Annotated in this window: 22 protein-coding genes; 10 read left to right on the top strand and 12 right to left on the bottom strand. The window is 62.6% G+C overall.

What is annotated here, in order from left to right:
* Positions 1-4: 4 nt before the first annotated feature.
* The 3 genes from ABFK29_RS16135 to ABFK29_RS16125 form a co-directional block, all read right to left on the bottom strand.
* Positions 5-1,786, bottom strand: coding sequence for an acyl-CoA dehydrogenase C-terminal domain-containing protein (locus ABFK29_RS16135; protein ID WP_005862214.1), 1,782 nt, complete (start codon positions 1,784-1,786; stop codon positions 5-7).
* Between the two features lie 56 nt (positions 1,787-1,842).
* The gene (locus ABFK29_RS16130) at positions 1,843-2,247 is read right to left on the bottom strand and encodes a MerR family transcriptional regulator (protein ID WP_005862212.1); all 405 of its coding nucleotides are present in this window, start codon (positions 2,245-2,247) and stop codon (positions 1,843-1,845) included.
* Between the two features lie 239 nt (positions 2,248-2,486).
* Entirely contained in the window at positions 2,487-2,858 is a 372-nt protein-coding gene (locus ABFK29_RS16125) for a MerR family transcriptional regulator (RefSeq protein ID WP_005862210.1), read from the bottom strand.
* Positions 2,859-2,987: 129 nt separating this feature from the next.
* Here ABFK29_RS16125 and ABFK29_RS16120 point away from each other — a divergent pair, with 129 nt between their 5' ends.
* The 6 genes from ABFK29_RS16120 (at position 2,988) to ABFK29_RS16095 (ending at position 8,051) form a co-directional block, all read left to right on the top strand.
* Positions 2,988-3,440: a PaaI family thioesterase gene (locus ABFK29_RS16120; RefSeq protein WP_040604978.1), complete on the top strand. Its 453-nt coding sequence runs from the start codon at positions 2,988-2,990 to the stop codon at positions 3,438-3,440.
* Entirely contained in the window at positions 3,437-3,949 is a 513-nt protein-coding gene (locus tag ABFK29_RS16115; RefSeq protein WP_005862207.1) for a PaaI family thioesterase, read from the top strand. The genes ABFK29_RS16120 and ABFK29_RS16115 overlap by 4 nt, the downstream gene beginning before the upstream one ends.
* Positions 3,950-4,043: 94 nt before the next feature.
* The gene (locus tag ABFK29_RS16110) at positions 4,044-5,369 is read left to right on the top strand and encodes an MATE family efflux transporter (protein WP_005862205.1); all 1,326 of its coding nucleotides are present in this window, start codon (positions 4,044-4,046) and stop codon (positions 5,367-5,369) included.
* 64 nt (positions 5,370-5,433) lie between these two features.
* The gene (gene trpB, locus ABFK29_RS16105; protein ID WP_005862203.1) at positions 5,434-6,654 is read left to right on the top strand and encodes a tryptophan synthase subunit beta; all 1,221 of its coding nucleotides are present in this window, start codon (positions 5,434-5,436) and stop codon (positions 6,652-6,654) included.
* A gap of 293 nt (positions 6,655-6,947) precedes the next feature.
* Positions 6,948-7,463, top strand: coding sequence for a hypothetical protein (locus ABFK29_RS16100; protein WP_040604977.1), 516 nt, complete (start codon positions 6,948-6,950; stop codon positions 7,461-7,463).
* A gap of 90 nt (positions 7,464-7,553) precedes the next feature.
* Positions 7,554-8,051 carry a helix-turn-helix transcriptional regulator gene (locus ABFK29_RS16095; protein WP_005862196.1) on the top strand — a complete coding sequence of 166 codons (498 nt, stop codon included), beginning with the start codon at positions 7,554-7,556 and terminating at the stop codon, positions 8,049-8,051.
* 122 nt (positions 8,052-8,173) lie between these two features.
* Here ABFK29_RS16095 and ABFK29_RS16090 read toward each other — a convergent pair whose 3' ends face one another.
* The 3 genes from ABFK29_RS16090 to pth are packed head-to-tail and all read right to left on the bottom strand — an operon-like array spanning position 8,174 to position 10,409.
* Entirely contained in the window at positions 8,174-8,563 is a 390-nt protein-coding gene (locus tag ABFK29_RS16090) for a DUF2237 family protein (protein ID WP_005862194.1), read from the bottom strand.
* The gene (locus tag ABFK29_RS16085) at positions 8,560-9,723 is read right to left on the bottom strand and encodes a serine hydrolase domain-containing protein (RefSeq protein WP_005862192.1); all 1,164 of its coding nucleotides are present in this window, start codon (positions 9,721-9,723) and stop codon (positions 8,560-8,562) included. Before ABFK29_RS16085 ends, ABFK29_RS16090 begins: the two co-directional genes overlap by 4 nt.
* Complete coding sequence (gene pth / locus ABFK29_RS16080; RefSeq protein WP_005862190.1) at positions 9,723-10,409, bottom strand: aminoacyl-tRNA hydrolase; 687 nt, start codon at positions 10,407-10,409, stop codon at positions 9,723-9,725. The genes ABFK29_RS16085 and pth overlap by 1 nt, the downstream gene beginning before the upstream one ends.
* Positions 10,410-10,479: 70 nt before the next feature.
* Between pth and ABFK29_RS16075 the strand changes: the two genes are divergently transcribed.
* Complete coding sequence (locus ABFK29_RS16075; protein WP_005862188.1) at positions 10,480-10,791, top strand: antibiotic biosynthesis monooxygenase family protein; 312 nt, start codon at positions 10,480-10,482, stop codon at positions 10,789-10,791.
* Positions 10,792-10,869: 78 nt separating this feature from the next.
* Here ABFK29_RS16075 and ABFK29_RS16070 read toward each other — a convergent pair whose 3' ends face one another.
* The 4 genes from ABFK29_RS16070 to ABFK29_RS16055 form a co-directional block, all read right to left on the bottom strand.
* On the bottom strand, positions 10,870-11,499 hold the full coding sequence (locus ABFK29_RS16070) for a 50S ribosomal protein L25/general stress protein Ctc (protein ID WP_005862186.1): 630 nt from the start codon (positions 11,497-11,499) through the stop codon (positions 10,870-10,872).
* 494 nt (positions 11,500-11,993) lie between these two features.
* Positions 11,994-12,638, bottom strand: a complete 645-nt coding sequence (locus ABFK29_RS16065; protein WP_157136581.1) for an MAE_28990/MAE_18760 family HEPN-like nuclease — start codon at positions 12,636-12,638, stop codon at positions 11,994-11,996.
* 9 nt (positions 12,639-12,647) lie between these two features.
* Positions 12,648-13,754, bottom strand: coding sequence for a DUF262 domain-containing protein (locus ABFK29_RS16060; RefSeq protein WP_040604993.1), 1,107 nt, complete (start codon positions 13,752-13,754; stop codon positions 12,648-12,650).
* A 169-nt stretch (positions 13,755-13,923) separates the two neighbouring features.
* Positions 13,924-15,087, bottom strand: coding sequence for an alpha-hydroxy acid oxidase (locus ABFK29_RS16055; RefSeq protein ID WP_005862181.1), 1,164 nt, complete (start codon positions 15,085-15,087; stop codon positions 13,924-13,926).
* A 126-nt stretch (positions 15,088-15,213) separates the two neighbouring features.
* On the opposite strand from ABFK29_RS16055, the gene ABFK29_RS16050 reads away from it, so the two are divergent.
* Positions 15,214-15,747, top strand: a complete 534-nt coding sequence (locus tag ABFK29_RS16050; protein WP_005862179.1) for a heme NO-binding domain-containing protein — start codon at positions 15,214-15,216, stop codon at positions 15,745-15,747.
* Positions 15,748-15,767: 20 nt separating this feature from the next.
* A complete protein-coding gene (locus tag ABFK29_RS16045; RefSeq protein WP_005862177.1) occupies positions 15,768-17,093 on the top strand; it encodes an ATP-binding protein in 1,326 nt (441 codons plus the stop codon).
* 222 nt (positions 17,094-17,315) lie between these two features.
* On the opposite strand, the gene ABFK29_RS16040 is transcribed toward ABFK29_RS16045, so the two are convergent.
* Complete coding sequence (locus ABFK29_RS16040; protein WP_232281605.1) at positions 17,316-18,164, bottom strand: class I SAM-dependent methyltransferase; 849 nt, start codon at positions 18,162-18,164, stop codon at positions 17,316-17,318.
* A 153-nt stretch (positions 18,165-18,317) separates the two neighbouring features.
* Positions 18,318-19,109, bottom strand: a complete 792-nt coding sequence (gene trpA, locus ABFK29_RS16035) for a tryptophan synthase subunit alpha (protein WP_005862173.1) — start codon at positions 19,107-19,109, stop codon at positions 18,318-18,320.
* A 93-nt stretch (positions 19,110-19,202) separates the two neighbouring features.
* Between trpA and ABFK29_RS16030 the strand changes: the two genes are divergently transcribed.
* Positions 19,203-20,096 carry an NAD-dependent epimerase/dehydratase family protein gene (locus tag ABFK29_RS16030; protein ID WP_040604976.1) on the top strand — a complete coding sequence of 298 codons (894 nt, stop codon included), beginning with the start codon at positions 19,203-19,205 and terminating at the stop codon, positions 20,094-20,096.
* The last annotated feature ends 1 nt before the right edge of the window (position 20,097 follow it).

Here is a 20,097-nt window from a genome sequence, read left to right as displayed (position 1 = left end):
CCCTTCAAAAGGCCTCCGCCTCAAGCGCCATCACGGGCTCCGCGCCGCTCTCGATCCGCTTCAGGTGCGTCGCCGTCATCGGCAGTTGCCGCGCCATGTAGTAGCGCCCCGTGTCGATCTTCGCCTTGAGGAACTCGGCATCCCCGGCGCCCGACGCCAGCACCTCGTTCGCGGCTTCGGCCATCTTCGCCCACATCAGGCCGAGGCAGACGTGCCCGAAGAGGTGCATGAAGTCATAGGACCCCGCCAGCGCCGCGTTCGGAGTCTTCATGCCGTTCTGCATGAAGTACATGCCAGCGCCCTGTAGGTCCTTCGATGCGGCCTTCAGCGGATCGAGGAACGCCTTGTCGAAGGCCTCGTCCTTGCCCTTGGCTTCGGCGAGGTAGGATTTCACCATGTCGAAGAAGGCCATGACGTGCTTGCCGCCGTCCTGCGCCAGCTTGCGCCCCACGAGGTCCAGCGCCTGAACGCCGTTCGCGCCTTCGTAGATCATCGCGATCCGGGCATCGCGGGCGAACTGCGACATACCCCATTCCTCGATGTAGCCGTGGCCGCCGTAGACCTGCTGCGCCTGCGTGCACATGTCGAAGCCCCGGTCGGTCAGGAAGCCCTTGATGACCGGCGTCATCAGCGAGATCAGCCCGTCCGCGTCCTTGTCCGAATTGCGGTGCGCCCGGTCGATCATCGCGGCACCCCAGTAGACGAAGGCCCGCGCGCCCTCGACGAACGACTTCTGGTCCATCAGGGACCGGCGGATGTCGGGGTGCACGATCAGCGGATCGGCCGGGCCGTCCGGGTTCTTTGCCCCCGTCACGTCGCGGCCCTGAAGCCGGTCCTTGGCATAGGCCAGCGCGTTCTGGTAGGCCACCTCGGCCTGCGCATAGCCCTGCAGTCCCACGCCCAGCCGGGCCTCGTTCATCATGGTGAACATGGCGCGCATCCCCTTGTGCGCCTCGCCCAGCAGATAGCCCGTCGCCCCGTCGTAGTTCATGACGCAGGTGGAGTTGCCGTGGATGCCCATCTTCTCTTCGATCTTGCCGACCGAGACGGCGTTGCGGTCGCCAAGGCTGCCGTCCTCGTTCACGAGGAATTTCGGCACGATGAACAGCGATACGCCCTTGATGCCGTCGGGGCCCCCGGGGATCTTCGCCAGCACGAGATGGACGACGTTGTCGGACATGTCGTGGTCGCCGGCCGAGATGAAGATCTTCTGCCCGGTGATCTTGTGGCTGCCGTCGTCCTGAGGTTCGGCCTTCGTGCGCATCAGGCCGAGGTCGGTGCCGCAATGCGGCTCCGTCAAGTTCATGGTGCCTGTCCATTCACAGGTCACCATGCGCGGCAGGAACGTGGCTTTCTGGTCTTCGGTCCCGTGAGTGTGGATGGCCGAGTAGGCGCCGTGAGTGAGCCCCTGGTACATGTTGAAAGCCATGTTCGCGGCCGAGAACTGCTCGCCCACTGCCGTAGCGACCACATAGGGCAAACCCTGGCCGCCAAATTCCGGATCGCAGTCGAGCGCCGTCCAGCCGCCCTCCCGCACCTGGTCGAACGCGTCCTTGAACCCCTTCGGCGTGCGAACCACGCCGTTTTCGAGAACGCATCCTTCCGTGTCGCCGACCACGTTCAGCGGTGCCAGCACGTCGCGTGCGACCTTTCCCGCCTCGTCCAGGATCGCTTGGACAGTATCCCTGTCCAGGTCCTCGTATCCTGGTATGTCCGCCGTGCCGATCTTCAGGACGTCGTTGAGAACGAACATCTGGTCCTTCACGGGGGCATTGTAAGTCGGCATGTCTCTCTCCCTTCATCCTGCGCGCAGGTCGGCGCGCCGGTCGTTCAGCGGGACATCTACTCTGCCGCCGCCTTCTTCTCTTCCATGGAGGCAAGCATCTTCTCGCCCCATTGCATCTGTTCCCTCAGCTCGACGATCGCGCTGTCGAGGTCGTTGCGTTGGCGGATCATCTCCTCCAGACGCGCTTCGGCAATTTCGTAGGCTTTTTCCAGTTGCGTGCGCTGCTGGTCGCCCAGTTCGTATAGGTCCAGGAGCTGGCGAATGTCCTCAAGGCTGAACCCGAAGCGCTTGCCGCGGAGAATCAGCACAAGGCGTGCCCGTTCGCGTTTCGTGTAAAGCCGCTTCTGTCCGTCCCGGATGGGGGCCAAAAGCTCTTTCTGCTCATAAAAACGCAGGGTTCGGGGGGTCACCTCGTAGGCGTCGCACATCTCCCTAATTGTCATTGTCTTGTCTTCGGTCATGTCCGCTTTCCTCGGTTTCTCATGAAGGAGACGCCCGAGGTGCGTATTTCGATCCATTCTTACAATGGGAATTTTACATGACGTAACTCGTACGCTGCGTCACATCGTAACTGACGTAACTTCCTGCAAGGCCGCAACGCACACATGGCAACAATGTTACAGGGGTCACGCAGGGCGTCGGTAAGGTAAACCTTACCCGCATAAGATGAGCGCTCAAACCGCTTCGGCAGCGGGAACCGTCACGAATCGAGCGAGTGCGCGGTTTCGTCCCGAAGCGCTTTGAGTTCGGTGAGCGCTTCTTCGATCTGCTGTTTCTGTTCTTCGAGTTCTTTGAGCTGCTTGTCCGCGAGCACAACCCATGCGCGCATCTGCGCCTGGTTGCCGTCTTTTTCATAGATGGTCAGCCACTGCCGGATGTCCTCCAGCGGGAAGCCGAACTTGCGGCCGCGCAGGATCAGCGTCATCCGGGCGACTTCCCGCGCGCCGTAGAACCGGGCGCGGCCTTCCCGCTCCGGCGAGAGCAGTTCGATATATTCGTAATACCGCAGTGTGCGCGGCGTGACATCGAACTTCGCGCACATTTCCTTGAAGCTCAACCGCACATTGCCCATCCCACATACTCCAGCTCATACACGCCGAACGCTATGCCGCTGCGTCGCCTCTGGCAAGATTGGCTGGTCGATTGACCCTTTTTGAGCGGCATGCCACCGTCCCCCCGATACGCCGCAAGAGGTATGCCCATGACCGCCGACAAGGCCCGCATCGCGCGGCAATTCATCGAAACGATCCCCCATGCCAAGGCGCTCGGCATGCACATCGTCGATATCGGCGAAGGCATCGCGGTGATCGAGATGCCCTACGACAGCCGCTTCATCGGCGATCCGGAAAGCGGGGTGATCCACGGCGGCGCTGTCTCGGCGCTGATGGACACCTGCTCGGGCGCCGCGGTCATGAGCCATCCGCGCGCCCCCGCAGGGACCGCCACGATCAGTTTGCGCATCGACTACATGCGTCCGGCGTCACCCGGCCAGACCGTAACCGCGCGGGCCGAATGTTACCACATCACGCGCTCGGTGGCCTTCATCCGCGCCACGGCCTGTGACGACGACACCGAACGGCCGGTGGCCACCGCGACGGGGACGTTCACCGTCGAACAGGCGCCCAACCAGAAAGATCGCGGAGACATGACATGACGCGCGCCGCCCCCGAACCCGTCCAGGTCGTCAAGCAGCGCCGCGATGCGGCCCTGTCCGCGCTGGTCTCCGGCGTGCCCTACATCGCCTACCTCGGTGTGACCTTCGACCGCCGCGGGGACGAACTGACCGCCGTGCTGCCGTTCCGCGAGGACCTGATCGGCAACCCCTTCCTGCCCGCGATCCACGGCGGCGTGACAGCGGCCTTTCTGGAAGTCACCGCCATGGTCACGCTCAACTGGACGTGGCTCTGGGGCGACCTCGAAGCCGGCGCGCTGGATCTCGATGCCATGGCCTCCGGCCAGTTGCCCCGCCTGCCCAAGACCATCGACTTTACAGTGGATTACCTGCGGTCGGGCCTGCCGCGCGATGCCTACGGGCGCGCCCGGGTCACCCGCTCCGGACGCCGCTACGCCTCTGTCCAGGCAGAGGCATGGCAGGACAACCGCGACCGCCCCTTCGCACAGGCCACCGCCCATTTCCTGATGCCGCGCGGCCAGCAGGGCTAGGCCCTCCGGCACCGCGCAACAGTGCGCGGCCCATCGCCTTGACCTCCCGGCGGCATCGTTTCAAGAAACGGTGCAGGACCCGAAGGGAAACGGCATGACATCACCCGCATTTGCACCGATCACCAATGCGCGGGTGCTGAAGATTGCCCTGCCGATTCTTCTGGCCAACATCACCGTGCCGCTTCTGGGGGCGGTGGACACCGGCGTAGTCGGGCAGATCCCGTCGCCCGAACCGATCGCCGCCGTGGGCGTGGGCAGCGTCGTGCTGACCGCCATCTACTGGATCTTCGGCTTCCTCCGGATGGGCACCGCCGGGCTGACCGCGCAGGCCGCCGGAGAGGGCAACCGGCCCGAGGTCGCGGCCCTCCTGACCCGGGCTCTGATGATCGGCTTTGCCGGGGGATTCACGCTGATCGTCCTGCAGGCGCTGGTCTACCGTGGGGCCTTTGCCGTCTCTCCCGCCAGCGCCGAGGTCGAGGCGCTGGCCCGCGACTACATGCGCATCCGCATCTGGTCCGCACCCGCCGCCATCGCCATCTACGGAATCAACGGCTGGTTGATTGCGCAGGAGCGCACGCGTGACGTTTTCCTGCTGCAGCTCTGGATGAACGGCATCAACGTGGCCCTCGATCTGTGGTTCGTCGTGTCGTTGGGCTGGGGCGTCTCCGGCGTGGCCACCGCGACCTTCATCGCCGAATGGTCAGGTCTTGCAATGGGACTTTTCCTCTGCCGCGCGGCCTTCCGCGTGCCCGCATGGCGCGACTGGGACCGGGTCTTCGACCGCCTGAAGCTCAAGCGCATGGCGGTGGTCAACACCGACATCCTGATCCGTTCGCTGCTGCTGGAATCGGTCATGGTCTCCTTCCTGCTTCTGGGCGGGCGCTTTGGCGACGTGACCCTCGCCGCGAACCAGGTGCTGCTGCAATTCCTGCACATCATGATCTACGCGCTCGACGGCTTCGCCTTCGCGGCGGAGGCACTGGTGGGGCAGGCGGTGGGCGCCCGCGCGGTCGACCGCATCCGCCGCGCCGCGCTTATGACAAGCCTTTGGGGGCTGATCTGCAACGTCATCTTCGCGCTTGGATTCGCGCTCCTCGGCGGGTTCATCATCGACATCATGGCCGTCGACCCGGCGGTGCGCGAAGTCGCGCGAACCTACCTGCCGTGGATGGTCGCGGCCCCGCTGGTCGGGCTGGCGTCGTGGATGCTCGACGGGATCTTCATCGGCGCGACCCGCACCGGCGACATGCGCAACATGATGGTGATCTCGGCGGCCTGCTACTTTGCCAGCGTGTTCCTCCTGATCGGACCGCTGGAGAATCACGGGCTGTGGCTGTCCCTTCTGGTGGCCCTCACCGCACGGGGGGTGACGCTCGGACTGCGCTATCCGGCGTTGGAAAGGGCCGCGGCGCGGGCCTGACCGCTCTCGCCAAGGGCGCTCAAATGCCCTATTCAGCGCAGGTACACACATGAGGAGAGGCGTTATGGACGATCTCGTTAACAGTTTCATGACCGGCCCCGACGAGAAGGGCCGCTTCGGCATCTTCGGAGGGCGTTTCGTGTCGGAAACGCTTATGCCGCTCATCCTCTCGCTTGAGGAGGAGTACGAGAAGGCCAAGACCGACGACAGCTTCTGGGCCGAGATGGACTTTCTCTGGAAGCACTACGTCGGCCGTCCGTCGCCCCTCTACTACGCCGAACGGCTGACCGAGCGTCTCGGCGGTGCCAAGGTCTACATGAAGCGCGACGAGCTGAACCACACCGGCGCGCACAAGATCAACAACGTGCTGGGCCAGATCATTCTCGCCCGCCGCATGGGCAAGACCCGCATCATCGCGGAAACCGGGGCAGGGCAGCACGGCGTGGCCACCGCCACCGTCTGTGCCAAGTTCGGCCTGAAGTGCGTGGTCTACATGGGCGCGCATGACGTCGAGCGCCAGCAACCGAACGTCTTCCGCATGAAGCTGCTCGGTGCCGAAGTGGTGCCCGTGACGTCCGGTCGCGGCACGCTGAAGGACGCCATGAACGACGCGCTGCGCGACTGGGTCACCAACGTGCGCGACACCTTCTACTGCATCGGCACCGTGGCGGGCCCGCACCCGTATCCGGCAATGGTTCGTGATTTCCAGGCGATCATCGGCAAGGAAGCCCGGGAACAGATGATGGAGGCCGAGGGCCGTCTGCCCGACACCATCATCGCCGCCATTGGCGGCGGCTCCAATGCCATGGGGCTGTTCTACCCGTTCCTCGACGACAAGGAGGTCTCGATCATCGGCGTCGAAGCCGGCGGCAAGGGCGTGAACGACAAGATGGAGCACTGCGCTTCGCTGACAGGCGGCCGCCCCGGGGTTCTGCATGGCAACCGCACCTACCTGCTTCAGGACGACGACGGGCAGATCCTCGAAGGCTTCTCGATCTCCGCGGGGCTCGATTATCCGGGCATCGGGCCAGAGCACGCCTGGCTGCACGAGATCGGTCGCGCGCAATACGTCGCGATCACCGACAAGGAGGCGCTGGAGGCGTTCCAGCTCTGCTGCGAGACCGAGGGTATCATCCCGGCGCTCGAACCGTCGCATGCATTGGCCCACGTGATGAAGATCGCGCCGGAGCTGCCCAAGGATCACATCATCTGCATGAACCTCTGTGGCCGGGGCGACAAGGACATCTTCACCGTCGCCAAGCACCTTGGCGTCGATATGGGCTAAGGCCCTGCAAAAGGACGTGGAAAAGCGGCGCTAAACTCAGGTTTATGTCGCTTTTCCATGAGTTTATTGCCTTTCCGACAGGTCTGGACCATTTGAAATTCAGATACGGCGGGGCGCATGCTGTCTTACTGTGACGCGGTGTGAATGTCCCCAACACCTGCTCCGCGTGCGGCAAGCTCGGTAGGATGGCAGTGTTTGCGGCGCCCCGTCGTGTCGGTTTCCGGATCACCCGCGACACCGACGCAGACCGGCCCGTCTGTGCCGCCAATGACCGAGATTGCAGGAGACCGTTCGTGAAACGCATCGTCCTCCCACCCATCACCGCCGCCATGCTGCTGACCGGCACGGCGGGTCTGGCACAATCGGCGCTCGATCAGATCGTGGACCGGCTGCGATCCGAGAAATACGAAGAGATCCGCGTCCAGCGCACGCTGCTTGGCCGGATACGGATCACCGCGACAGGCCAGCCGGGCGACCGTGAAATCGTTCTGAACCCCTCGACCGGGGCGATCCTGCGCGATTATCACACCGAACGGACCGACAACGGCGCTCCGCGACCCAGCACCACAACGCCCGGTGCGACCGCGCCGGCCTCCGGTGACAAAGGGCCATCCGCTGCTTCACCCGGGCCTTCGGGCAATGGTGGATCGTCCAACGCCTCCGGTGGCTCTTCTGGCAAGTCCTCAGGCAAGGGCGGCTCCGCCGGCAACAACGGCTCCGGCGGGAAGTCGTCAGGCGGAAATGCGTCAGGCAACTCCGGAAAAAGCAAGGACAAGTCGGACCGGGGCAACGGGTCTGGCAAACCGTAGAGCCGTGCCCGACACCCCCAAGTCTCCTCTCGACCTAACCGCGCACACGCGCCAAACTGCCCGGATGCCAATGCTCCCTACCTGCGCCTCGTGAAGGTCTGGCCCGTTTTCGCGCTCCTCTTGCTGCTGCAACTCGTTTGCGGCAGTTTTCTGCTGTGGGACGTGCTCGCTTCGCTTTTGGGGGTGCAGTACAACCCTGTTTCCTGGGCGCTGATGGAGCTGATCGAGATCGGCGCCATCTTGGGCCTGCTGTTTGGCGTGATCGCCAGCGGGCTGCTTCTGCGCAGTGCGATGCTCAGGCAGGCCGACGCGGAATCCCGGCTCAGACTGGCGTCGGGGGCGCTCATGGAGGTGATCGAGGAACGGTTTGCCGAGTGGTCGCTGTCCCCGGCTGAGCGTGACGTGGCCATGTTCCTGATCAAGGGTCTGTCGACCGGTGAAATCGCTGCGTTGCGCAACACCTCCGAAGGCACGGTAAAGGCGCAGACAAATGCGATCTACCGAAAGGCCTCGGTGTCGGGCAGGGCGCAGCTCCTCAGCCTGTTCATCGAGGAATTGTTCGTCGAACAGACCAGCGCCGCCGCCTGAATGCGCTATGGACAACTCTGGGGATTGATCGGGTATAGGATAGGCGTGCCCGCAAAAACGCCCCTAATGAACCGCAATGCATCACAAATGGGCAAAAAACCCGATCTGCCCCGCTTTAGATGTCAATCCGGCGTCGGATCGTCGGTGCGATGGGTTTCCAGCACGTCCAGCGGAACGATGTCCAGGGCGCGGGCATGTGTGGCGGCAAGGTTGACCTTCGGCGCGCAACCCTCGTCGTGGGCTTGCAAAAAGCGGCCCGCGCACAGGCACCAAGCGTCGCCGGGCTTCAACCCCGGAAAGCGGAACTCCGGGCGGGGCGTGGACAGGTCGTTGCCCACGTACTTCGAATAAGCGAGGAATTCCGCCGTCATCACCGCGCAGACCGTGTGGCTGCCGCGATCCTCGGCGCAGGTGTTGCAATGGCCGTCGCGAAAGAAGCCGGTCAGAGGATCGCCGGAGCATGCCGCAAGAGGCTCTCCCAATACGTTGATTTCCTTGTCTTTCTGGATCATTGCGTGCCTCCCGATATTTTTCGGAACATGGCCAGGGCATCGTCGAAAGCGCCGGTGTCGCGAAAACTCCGGTCGGCGGCATTGATCGCCACGACGGTTTGGCTTTGACGGTCGACATAGACGTATTGCCCGTAAACGCCACGGGCCATGAATTCACCTTTCCGTGCGTCTGCCGGCATCCACCACTGATACCCGTACCGCAGTTTGCCCGGCTCGCTCGGGGCAGAGGGCGTCGTGCTTTCTTCGACCCAGGCCCGGGGAACGATCTGGCGGCCCTGCAACGCGCCGCCAAGGCGGAACATCTCTCCCATGCGGGCATAGTCGCGTGTGGTGACGTTCAGGCCGCCCAACGCGAAGGCAACGCCGTAACCGTCCGTCACGTAATAAGGTGTGCCATAAGTCCCCATGGGCACCAGCAGCTTTTCCGCCAGAAGGTCGGGCAGAGACCGCCCTGTGGCGCCGCGCACAACCATCCCCAGCACATGCGTGTCGATCGAGACATAGTGCCAGCGCGCGCCTGCGGGGCCGTCACGGTCGGACAGCCCGGCGGCGAAATCGTCCATCGAGCCGCCAAGCGCAAGGACGCGGCCCATCTTGTTGATGTCGCTCCAGAAATCCAGGTAGTCCTCATCGAAAGCGACGCCCGAGGTCATTTGCAAGACGTTTCGGATAGTCACGCCATCGTATGCGCTGCCCGCCAGATCCGGCACGTAGCGCGTCACCGGGTCATCCAGGCTGTCCACATGACACTCGGCCAACAAGATGCCGAAAAGCCCGGACAAATAGGATTTGGCCACAGACCACGAAATGCGTTGGTCGGACTGTTGCGTGCCCAGCCGGTACGTCTCGTGCACGCGTTTGCCGTGTTTCAGCACCACGACGCCGGTCACGGCGCGGCGCGCCAGCCAGTCTTCCCAGTCTGCGGGCATCGTCATGGCAGGCCCGGGCGGCAGAGGCTCCGGCGGGGCAGGGATCGGCATGGGCGCGCTTTCGAAAAGCTCATCCATGTGACTGAAATTATGGACGATCCGGCCTTCATTGAAGAGGGTCGTGACCGCGCGCAGGCGCTTGATCTCTTCGAATTTCCACGCCACGAGACATGCGGTGGCCAGAAGCAGCACCGTCAGGACCTGACCGGTGCGCCTGAGAAGGCGGCCCATCACCGGAACTTGTCGGCCAGCCTTTGCATGGGGCTGCGCGCATCCGGTTTTTCAGTTTCGGGCAGGGGCTTTGCGGCGGGCTTTTCATCCTTCTTGGTCCCGCCGCCGGACGAGCGCGGGGGGGCTGTCCTGAGCGCCACGGCGTTCTGGAACTTGCCCGCATCGCCGTCGGCCAGGTGCGGCGCCCCGTCCGAAATGCCGCGCAGCAGGTCGTCCAGCCAGTCCTGATCGGCCTTGTGGAAATCGTGCAGCACGTAGGCCGCGACCAGCTCCTTGCGGCCGGGATGCCCGATGCCCAGTCTGACGCGGCGGTACGCCTCGCCGATGTGTCCGTGGATCGAGCGCAGGCCGTTGTGACCGGCATGACCGCCCGCCATCTTAACCCGGCATTTACCCGGAGCGAGGTCAAGTTCGTCGTGGAAGACCGTCACGTCGCCCGGCTCCAGCTTGTAGAACCGCATCGCCTCGCCCACCGACTGGCCGGAAAGGTTCATGAAGGTCTCGGGCTTGAGCAGAATCACCTTGTCGCCGCCCAACCGGCCCTCGGCGACCTGTCCCTGGAACTTCGCTTTCCAAGGGCCAAAACCGTGGTCCCCGGCGATCCGGTCCATGGCCATGAAGCCGATGTTGTGCCGGTTGGCCGCGTATTTCGCCCCGGGATTGCCGAGGCCAACGAAAATCTGCACGTATTCCTCCGCAGGCTGGTTCCCTGACCTATCTAGACCAGTGAGCGTAAAATGACCAAGGGGTTGAGCGATGTATCTGACGATGAACCGGTTCAAGGTCGTACCCGCACAGGCGGCGGCGTTCGAAGACATGTGGACCAGCCGGGACAGCCACCTGAAGGAGGTGCCGGGGTTCCGGAGCTTCGCCTTGATGAAGGGGCCGGAGCGGGAAGACCACGTGCTCTACGCCTCGCACACGGTTTGGGAGGACGAGGCGAGCTTTGTGGCGTGGACGAAGTCGGAGGCTTTCCGCAAGGCGCACGGCGGGGCGAAGACCTCGGCGGGGATGTACCTCGGGCCGCCGGAGCTGGAGATTTTCGAGGCCGTGCAGGTGCTGGAGTAGGCACGAAAAAGCCCCCGCCTGCGGGCGGGGGCTCTGGTGTTCGGGTTCGCGGCGAAACGGGTCGCCGCAGGGCCGGTGTCAGGCTTCGGCTTCTTCGGTCTCTTCCGCATCGCCATCCGCGTCGTCGGAGGCCTTGAGGCCCGACGGAGCAGAGATGTTGGCGATGACGAAGTTCCGGTCGATGGTGGCCTTCGAGCCTTCCGGAAGGGTGACGTCGTTGATGTGAACGATGTCGCCGATCTGCATGTTGCCGAGGTCGACCACGACCTTCTCGGGGATGTCACCGGCGGTCACGACCAGCTCGACTTCGGGACGCACGACGGTCAGGACGCCGCCCTTGCGGATGCCGGGGGCGGTCTCTTCGTTGATGAACTCCACGGGAATGAAGAGGTTCACCTTCGAGGTGCGGCGCAGGCGCATGAAGTCGACGTGGGTCGGAAGGTCCTTCACGATATCGCGCTGCACGTCGCGGCAGATGACGCGGACGTCCTCGTGGCCTTCGACCTGCAGGTTGAAGAGGGTCGACTTGAAGCGGCCCTGCTTGAGGCGCTTCAGCAGGACGTTGAAGGGGATGTTGATCGCCAGGGGCTCTTTGTCGCCACCAAAAACGATGCCAGGAACCATGCCGTCACGGCGTGCGGCGCGAGCGGCGCCCTTGCCCGTCCCCGTGCGTTCCTGGGCCTGAAGATCGGGAATCTCACCAGCCATTTTGTTTCTCCATAGGTTATGGCGGGGTGCCTCCAAGGCTGTCACCCCGCGTGAGGTCGTGCGGGTAGCGCGGATCGGGGGATTTGGCAAGGCTTAACTGGAGACCACGGGGCCCCGGATGAAGGCTGGACGCCCGGAAGAGAGGTTTCGCGGCGAAACCTTGTTTATTAATAATGGGTTAATTTTAGGTGTATTGGCTGTTGCTTGGTTGCGTATTTGGGCGGAGAGCCGACTTTCTCTGCAGGCGCAAAGTCACCGCTGCAGTCAGCGAAAGCAGGCATTCGCCCCTCGGTCTCTTGGGTTTGCGGCCCAGCGGCTATCCCGGGGGGAAGCGGTAGTTCGCTACAGGCAGCAACGACCCAGTCGGATAGCAGGAAGCGGATATTCAGCCACGTGCAATCCATTTTTTGGGCCGTGCATTGAAAAGAGGCTCAAGCTTTTGCGTCCCATTGAGAGCGTCCAGTCGGCGTGAGCAGAAACGCAGTAATTCGCCTTTATGCTACCCTCTTGTAGCATTTGAGCGATGCCGCGTTTTCGATGTCTGTTTTGTAGAGCCGCATGAGACTGAGTACGTCATCAACCAAACTGGAAAAGTCGCTTCCCTTGATGTCAAGGTACTCGCCATGTGCGACCTTATTTCTTCTATCGACCAAGCTCGAGTCGATCAGATTGAATTTTGTCTCATAGGCAGATGTATCAATGTCTAAAGAACCAGCGATGTTGCTAAACACCTTAGAGGTCAGGTTGGAATCAGTGTTGACAGCGGAGTTTATTTGCAACTTTGCCGTTTCATCCATCTTAGAGAAAATGAAGTCCATCGCTTCGATATTGGGCAGCGACTTCCTGCTTTCGACAAGAGTATTGATCTTGCCCTTCAGGCCGAAAACTACGAAGCAAGACTTTAAGTCGCGATATGGCAAGGCTCTGCTCTCAACATAGCTGAGGTAGATCTCAGAGGAGTTCTTTATAAAGCCTTCCCAATGTGCATAAAGCAAAGCGACCCCAGCTCTTATAAACGGCTTGCGCTGAGGTCCATTGCTGCCTGCACCGACTTTGAAAACGCCAATTTCCTTGATGCGCCATGCCATTTCGCGGTCCAAAGCGGTTTGCATTTCGCTTAATGTTCTGACCTTTTCCAAATCATGCCCTCACGGCTTCATAAGGCCTTCAGCAACAGGCAAAAGATTTGAAAGGCGTGTCGTGCCACGAACTCCGGCACCTGAGTTCTTTGAAAATATTTTATCGCTCGGAAGGCTCTGCGCCTTTTCCATTATTAGTTGCCTTCTTTCTTGTGGCGACACCGCTTCTAAGGCCGGCAAGTTTTTGGATACACCGGTGGCGATAACCTCAAAAAGCGACATCAAGAATTTTCCTGTGAAAGCACTTCCATTCCACCTTTGAAAGGCAGAACTACCAAGTGCATCTTCCAGATAGTCGAAAGTCTTAGTAAATACTTCAGCCTCGTCGGCCATGTTGATGCCGTCAGGCGATGCAAGTTGAAATAAGGCATCGTCAAGATACTCGTGCACGTCCAATCCGTTCTGATAAGGGATTAGACGAAAGGCAAAGAACCGTAGAGCCAACTCTGTGCCCGCTTCTTTTTCTAGAGCGGTATCTGTTTGCCGAGTCGTGCTGACGAAGCTCGGGTGTTTTGCCAAGGCGATCAACCAATCATAGAAATCTTTGTTGATCGATACAGCGATACTGTTTCGGACTTCCTGCTCGGACAGACTTGCTCCACCCGTATTCAGTCGTTGAAAAAGCTCATACTTGGCCGAGTCCGCACTTTCTGATTTGAGTATCTCAACTCTGATACGGGCACGCTTTATTTCGATTTGGAGTTTGCTTCCCAACCCATCTGGAGCATCCCCTACGGTCGGATTCCATCGCTTGCCATCCAAGCTTGGCAGATAGCGGGTTCCATTGAGGACTAGAGGCCCTAGTTCATCAGCGCGTTCGCCGTCAAGGTCGCCAGTGAGTTGTAAAACAGTGGAAATACGCTGAAGGCCGTCGATAAGCTCCCAAATCCCATCGTCATCTTGGAAAACAAATATAGGGGGAACGGGTATTCCGAGCAGCAGAGACTCCACGAAACGCGTTTTTCGCTGGTCATCCCATCGAAACAGGCGTTGGAAGACAGGGTCAATGACGAGTTCTTTGTCCTTATAGAGGTTGATGACCTCTCCTAGTGACATTTCGTAGCCGTCGGTGACGACGTCCTGCCTGGCCTTCTGAACCTCCTCGATCAATGCCATTAGCATTTAGCTCCTTTCGTTCGGTGTCGCCCAGCAAGCGTAGCGCCCGGTAGGAACAACTGCTACGAGAAAAGGTGAAGCGATCCCAGACTTTTCGACGTAAATGACAGCAATTGGGGCTGCACCGCAGCATCTCGAATGACTGGCGAACGTCCAGTTTGGGCCGATCTCACCCCCACTCCCCCGAAAATCCCTTCGGCACCATCAGGATATCCCGGTCAACCGTGTTCACGTTCCGATGTCCGCAGAGGGCCATGCTCGTGTCCAGTTCCTTGTGGATGACCTCCAGCGCCTTGGTGACGCCGGCCTGGCCCATGGCGCCCAGACCGTAGACGTAGGCGCGGCCGATCCAGCACCCCTTGGCGCCCATGGCCACGGCCTTCAACACGTCCTGGCCGGAGCGGATGCCTGAATCGAGATGGACTTCGATCCGGTCGCCGACCGCGTCCACGATCGGTTCCAGCGCGCGGATGGAGGAGAGGGCGCCGTCGAGCTGGCGGCCTCCGTGGTTCGAGACGACGATGGCGTCGGCGCCGACGTTGCAGGCCTCCAGCGCGTCGCGGGGGTCGATGATGCCCTTGATGATCAGCGGGCCGTCCCACATGCGGCGGAACTCCCGGATGCGGTCCCAGTTCAGCGACTGGTCGAAGCTTTCGGCGGTCCAGGTGGTCAGCGAGGAGGGATCGGTGACGCCCTTGGCATGCCCCACGATGTTGCCGAAGAAGCGGCGCTTGGTCTGGAGCATCTCAAGCCCCCATTGCACCTTGGTCATCATGTTGGCGACGGACTTGGGGGTGAGCTTCGGCGGGGCGGAGAGGCCGTTCTTCAGGTCCTTGTGCCGCTGGCCCAGCAGTTGCAGGTCGACGGTGATGACGGCGGCGGAGCATTTCGCCTCTTTTGCGCGGTCGAAGAGCCCCTGCATGAAATCGTTGTCCTTCAGGGTGTAGACCTGCAGCCAGAAGGGTTTGGAGGTGTGGCTGGCCACGTCCTCGATGGAGCAGATCGACATGGTGGAGAGGCAATAGGGCACGCCGAAGGCCTCGGCGGCGCGGGCGGCCTTGATCTCGCCATCGGCGTTCTGCATGCCGGTCAGCCCGACGGGGGCGAGCGCCACGGGCATCGCCACGTCTTGACCGATCATCTGCGTCTTTGTGGAGCGGTTGGCCATGTCGATGGCGACGCGCTGGCGCAGGTAGATGTCGTCGAAATCCGACACGTTCTCTCGGAAGGTCTGTTCCGACCACGACCCGGATTCGCAGTAGTCGTAGAACATCTTGGGAACGCGGCGGCGGTAGATGCGCTTGAGGTCCTCGATGTTGGTGATGACGGGCATTGGGACCTCTTTTCCGCAGATTTTGGTAAGAGTTGGTTACCAATCTGGGGAAAGGCTGGCAAGGGGGTTAAGGCCCTCTTCACCGGCAGCGGGTAGGCTTCGCCCGCGAGTGGCCTGGAGGACCGGATGAAGGGGATCGTTTTCACGGAACTGCTGGCGATGGCTGAGGGTGTCGTCGGCGAAGCGGGCGTCGACGAGGTGCTGGACGGCCTGGCGCTCGCGTCGGGCGGGGCCTACAGCCGTGTCGGGAACTACCCCTGCTCGGAACTGCTGGCGATTGTCTCGGCGCTGGCGGCACGGACGGGCGTTCCGGCGGAGGATCTGCAGCGGCGGTTCGGGGCATGGATGCACGCCCGTTTCACCCAGCTTTATCCCGGGTTCTTCGCGGCGAAGGACGGCCCGCTGCACATGCTCGAGTCGATCGAGACGGAGGTGCATGTGGAGGTCCGAAAGCTCTATCCGGATGCGGAGCTGCCCCGGTTCGAAACCTCCTGGCAGGGGGAGGCGCTGCGCATGTGTTACGTCTCGCCACGTCCGCTGGTGTCGTTCTGCGAGGGGCTGATCCACGCCTGCGGGGCACATTACGGCACACCGCTCAGGGTCGATGTGACGCGCGTGTCCGATGGCGAGGCGGTGTTCGACGTGTCGCTGGAGCGGTAACCTTGGGAGAGCACTCATCCGTGCCGGGTGAAACGGTGTCCCGCGCCCGCTATGAGCGGGCGGTGAAGGCCCGGGCCGAGGCCGAAGCCCTGCTGGAACAGAAAAGCCGTGCCCTGTGGGAGGCCAACAAGGCGCTGCGCGAACAGGCGGAGGCACTGGAAGAGGCGGTCCGCAGCCGCACGGAGGAACTGGAGCGTGCCCGGGCGGAGGCAGAGGCCGCCAACGATGCCAAGAGCGGCTTTCTCGCGGTCATCAGCCACGAGATCCGCACGCCGATGAACGCGATCCTCGGCATGGCCGCCGGCCTTGAAGAAAGTGGACTGCCGCCGGACCAGCAGGAGATGGCGCAGGTGATCCTGTCGTCCGGCCGGGTGCTTCTGGACCTGCTGAACGACGTCCTCGACCTTTCGAAGATCGAGGCCGGCCGCATGGAGATGGAGATGCGCCCGTTCGACCTGCGCGCATTCGCGGCGGAGGAGCGGGCGCTTTTCTCGGAAATGGCGGCGTCGCGGGGGCTTGCGTTCAGCGTGGAGGTCATGGCGGACAAGGCGTTGGTGGTCAGCGATCCGACGCGGCTTCGGCAGGTGCTGTCCAACTTGTTGTCGAATGCCTTCAAGTTCACCCGGGAAGGGGCGGTCGCCGTTCTGTTGACGGTGCGGGACGGGCAACTGCAGATGCGCGTGACCGACAGCGGCCCCGGCGTGCCGGAGGCGCATCGCCCACGGCTGTTCCAGGCCTTCAGCCAGGGCGACGCCAGCGTGACACGCACCCACGGCGGCACGGGTCTGGGGCTTGCGATCTCGCGCCGCTTCTGCCGTCTCCTCGGTGGCGATCTCGTGTACGAACACGTGCCGGGCGGGGGGGCGTGCTTTGTGGCGACGGTGGCGCTTGGCGCGGCGCCGGTGGCCGACAGGCGGATCGACCGGGCCGAGGGTTTCAAGGCCGAGCAGGTGCTGCGCGCCCGCCGCTGGCGGGTGCTGGTGGCCGAGGACAGCGAGACCAACCAGAAGGTGCTGCGGCTGGTGCTGAAACCCTTCGATCTCGACCTGAGGATGGTGACAGACGGCGCGCAGGCGGTGGCGCTCCGCAAGACCCGGGCCTTCGACCTCGTGCTGATGGATGTGAACATGCCGGTGATGGACGGTCTCGTCGCGGCCGCTGCGATCCGCGCATGGGAGGCAGGGACAGGCGCGCCGCGCGTGCCGATCATGGCGCTCACCGCCAACGTGATGACCCACCAAGTGTCGGACTATGCCACGCAGGGCATCGACGCGCATGTCGGCAAACCATTCCGGCGCGAGGAACTGGTACAGGGAATGGCCCGCCTCCTGAAATGTCCGGGGTGACCCCGCCACACCTGCAAAGCCGCCAAAGATTGTGCCGTGCGGGGGCTGCCAACGCGCTGGCGGGAAGTTGGCAAGGGTTTTGAGCGCCGAGATATCCCATGTCGGAACACTGGATGCCGTTGCCGATTGCAAAGGGCCGCCTTTCTCGCATGGCGCGGCGAAGGGTGGCACCACGTCCGACTTGCCGGGTGCTGCGCCGCGCGCGAAAGGCCGCGCGCGCCCCTACGCGCCTGTCGCCTTTTTCGCCACGAGGCAATAACTCATCGGGATCTGAGCAGCGCGCCCGGCGTATATGTCATATTCCGGCTCGCGGATGGTGTGCCCGAATTCCTTGAGCTCTTCGATGCCAAGCCCCGACTGCGCGCAGGCCGTGACGATCTCGCCGATGGGGTGAATGAACCAGTAACCCGTTTCGCCTTTGCCGTGGTTCTTGCCATCATAGGAGATCGCATCGGTGACCGCTTGGGGTGTCCTGTCGAAATAGCTGAAGGCGGGCTCGAACGGTGTGGGGCTGGCGGGATCGAAGACCTCAAGAAACGGGTGTGTCTCGTAGATGACCAGCCGTCCGCCCGGCGCGAGAAGCCGGGAGGTGATGCGGAAGAACTCGGGCAAATCGGGCATCCAGTTGAGAACGCCGATCGTGATGAGAGCGAGGTCGAACTGTCCGACGCCGGAAGGCAAGTCGTAGACATCTGCTTCAAGCAGTTGGAGATCGAGACCGGCTGCATCCGCGAGTTGCCTTGCCTGGGCCAGAAACCCGCTTGCCTGGTCGATGCCCATTTTTGGGCGGATGCCCAGCGACGCAAGGGAAATCAGCTCTCGGGCATTGTTGCAGCCGATCTGCACGGCGGATTTGCCGCTGAGGCCAAGCTCTTCCAGTTTGGCGGTCAGAAAGGGGTCGAGCACCGAAAAGCCGGGAGTGGCCGCATGTTCGAGAAGCTGCTCCCAACGATCTCCTTCCCCGTGCAATTGCGCGGAAGCGTTCCATGCGGCCCGGTTCGCCGCAGTGATTTCCTTTTGAGTGAATTCAGACATAGATAGCACCATTGACCAAGGCGTGTATCTTTCCATGGCCGATAGTCGACCTTCAAGAGGTTGCGTCGAAGGGCAGTTTCGTCCCGCGTCTCTTTCGTGCGCGCCCAAAAGGGGAGCGTGGATCGGCCCGGCTGAGAGCCGGGACGAAACCTGCATTGGACCAAGGGGTAAAGCCCCCTTCATGCACTCTCAGGCGCTGTGCGCGCCGTCGGAGAGGGACTTCACGAAGGACAGGACGTCTGCCACGGGTTTGCCCTCCGCAATCTGGCCGACGATGGCGGTGCCCACGACGCAGCCGTCGGCGACACCGGCGATGGCTTTCGCACTTTCCGGGGTCCGGATGCCGAAGCCAACGATCACCGGCAGGTCGCTCACCGCCTTGATGCGCGCGACTTCCGGGCCCACGTCGGCCGCCTCGGCCGCGGCGGCGCCGGTGATGCCGGTGATCGACACGTAGTACACGAAGCCGGAGGTGTTCTGCATGACCTTCGGCAGGCGCTTGTCGTCGGTGGTGGGCGTCGCGAGGCGGATGAAGTTCAGCCCGGCGGCCTGCGCGGGCAGGCAAAGTTCCTCGTCTTCCTCGGGCGGCAGGTCGACGATGATGAGACCGTCGATCCCGGCCTCCTTCGCCTCGGCAAGGAAGCGGTCGACGCCGCGGGAGTAGATCGGGTTGTAGTAGCCCATCAGCACGATCGGCGTCGTGTCGTCGCCTTCGCGGAAGGCGCGCACCATGTCGAGCGTCCTGGCCAGCGTCATCCCGCCTTCGAGCGCGCGCTGCCCGGCAAGCTGGATCGTCGGGCCGTCGGCCATGGGGTCGGTGAAGGGCAGGCCCAGTTCGATCACGTCGACCCCGGCCTCCGGCAGGCCCTTCATCACCGCCAGCGAGCTGTCCACATCCGGATCGCCCGCCATGATGTAGGCGACAAAGGCTTTCTTTCCTTCCTCGCGAAGTTGGGCGAACTTGGATTCGATGCGGGTCATGGTTCTCTCCGGTCAGCGTTCTAGGTCTGTTGCCGGAACGTGCGGGGAAAATCAATGGCCCCGCCATCGCGACAGGACTGCAAGGGAGGCAACATGCGTATTCTGTTCACAGGCGGAGCGGGCAAGGCGGGGCGGCACGTGGTGCCCTACCTCGTCGGGCAGGGGCACCGGGTGCTGAACCTCGATCTCGTACCGCTGGAGGCGGAGGGCGTGGACAACATGATCTGCGACCTGACCGATCCGGGGCAGGTGTTCTCGGCCATGCAAAGCTATGCCGGGCTCGATGAACTGGAGCCCGGCACCGGGCTGCCCGCCTTTGACGCGGTGGTGCATTTCGCGGCGATCCCGCGCATCCTCATCAAGCCCGACTGCGAGACCTTCCGGGTCAACACCGTCTCGACCTACAACGTGCTGGAGGCGGCGATGAAAGCGGGGGTGCCCAAGGTGGTCTTCGCCTCGTCGGAAACGACCTATGGCATCTGTTTCGCCGATGGCGAGGTGACGCCGGAATATGTGCCGGTGGACGAGGAGCACCCGACCGTGCCGCAGGACGCCTATGCCTGTTCGAAGGTCTGCAACGAGGCGACCGGGCGCAGCTTCCACGCGCGCTGGGGCCGCGACATCTACGGCCTGAGGATCAACAACGTGATCGAACCGCACGAATACGCCGAAAAGTTCCCGGCCTTCGTGGCGGATGCATCGCTCCGCCGGCGCAACATCTTTGCCTATATCGACGTGCGCGATCTGGGGCGGATGGTCGAGTGCTGCCTGAAAACCGACGGTCTGGGATACGAGGTGTTCAACGTCTCGAACGACGACCTGTCGGTGGCGCTGTCCAACGAGGAGGTGCGCGCGCGGTTCTACGACGGTGTGCCGGTCAAGCGTGAAATGGGCGAACAGGAGACTTTCTATTCCAACCGGAAGGCGAAGGAGATGCTGGGCTACCGGCCCGCGCACTCCTGGCGCGACGTGCTGACGGAGGTCTGAG

Source organism: Sagittula stellata E-37 (assembly GCF_039724765.1).
Lineage (GTDB): Bacteria > Pseudomonadota > Alphaproteobacteria > Rhodobacterales > Rhodobacteraceae > Sagittula > Sagittula stellata.
This window is presented reverse-complemented; position numbering and strand designations above follow the sequence as displayed.

Excerpts from the sequence above, each read along its gene's own strand:
- ABFK29_RS16135 (WP_005862214.1), bottom strand. The coding sequence starts at position 1,786 with ATGCCGACTTACAATGCCCCCGTGAAGGACCAGATGTTCGTTCTCAAC.
- ABFK29_RS16130 (WP_005862212.1), bottom strand. The coding sequence starts at position 2,247 with ATGACCGAAGACAAGACAATGACAATTAGGGAGATGTGCGACGCCTAC.
- ABFK29_RS16125 (WP_005862210.1), bottom strand. The coding sequence starts at position 2,858 with ATGGGCAATGTGCGGTTGAGCTTCAAGGAAATGTGCGCGAAGTTCGAT.
- ABFK29_RS16120 (WP_040604978.1), top strand. The coding sequence starts at position 2,988 with ATGACCGCCGACAAGGCCCGCATCGCGCGGCAATTCATCGAAACGATC.
- ABFK29_RS16115 (WP_005862207.1), top strand. The coding sequence starts at position 3,437 with ATGACGCGCGCCGCCCCCGAACCCGTCCAGGTCGTCAAGCAGCGCCGC.
- ABFK29_RS16110 (WP_005862205.1), top strand. The coding sequence starts at position 4,044 with ATGACATCACCCGCATTTGCACCGATCACCAATGCGCGGGTGCTGAAG.
- trpB (WP_005862203.1), top strand. The coding sequence starts at position 5,434 with ATGGACGATCTCGTTAACAGTTTCATGACCGGCCCCGACGAGAAGGGC.
- ABFK29_RS16090 (WP_005862194.1), bottom strand. The coding sequence starts at position 8,563 with ATGATCCAGAAAGACAAGGAAATCAACGTATTGGGAGAGCCTCTTGCG.
- ABFK29_RS16085 (WP_005862192.1), bottom strand. The coding sequence starts at position 9,723 with ATGGGCCGCCTTCTCAGGCGCACCGGTCAGGTCCTGACGGTGCTGCTT.
- ABFK29_RS16075 (WP_005862188.1), top strand. The coding sequence starts at position 10,480 with ATGTATCTGACGATGAACCGGTTCAAGGTCGTACCCGCACAGGCGGCG.
- ABFK29_RS16070 (WP_005862186.1), bottom strand. The coding sequence starts at position 11,499 with ATGGCTGGTGAGATTCCCGATCTTCAGGCCCAGGAACGCACGGGGACG.
- ABFK29_RS16060 (WP_040604993.1), bottom strand. The coding sequence starts at position 13,754 with ATGGCATTGATCGAGGAGGTTCAGAAGGCCAGGCAGGACGTCGTCACC.
- ABFK29_RS16055 (WP_005862181.1), bottom strand. The coding sequence starts at position 15,087 with ATGCCCGTCATCACCAACATCGAGGACCTCAAGCGCATCTACCGCCGC.
- ABFK29_RS16050 (WP_005862179.1), top strand. The coding sequence starts at position 15,214 with ATGAAGGGGATCGTTTTCACGGAACTGCTGGCGATGGCTGAGGGTGTC.
- ABFK29_RS16040 (WP_232281605.1), bottom strand. The coding sequence starts at position 18,164 with ATGGAAAGATACACGCCTTGGTCAATGGTGCTATCTATGTCTGAATTC.
- trpA (WP_005862173.1), bottom strand. The coding sequence starts at position 19,109 with ATGACCCGCATCGAATCCAAGTTCGCCCAACTTCGCGAGGAAGGAAAG.
- ABFK29_RS16030 (WP_040604976.1), top strand. The coding sequence starts at position 19,203 with ATGCGTATTCTGTTCACAGGCGGAGCGGGCAAGGCGGGGCGGCACGTG.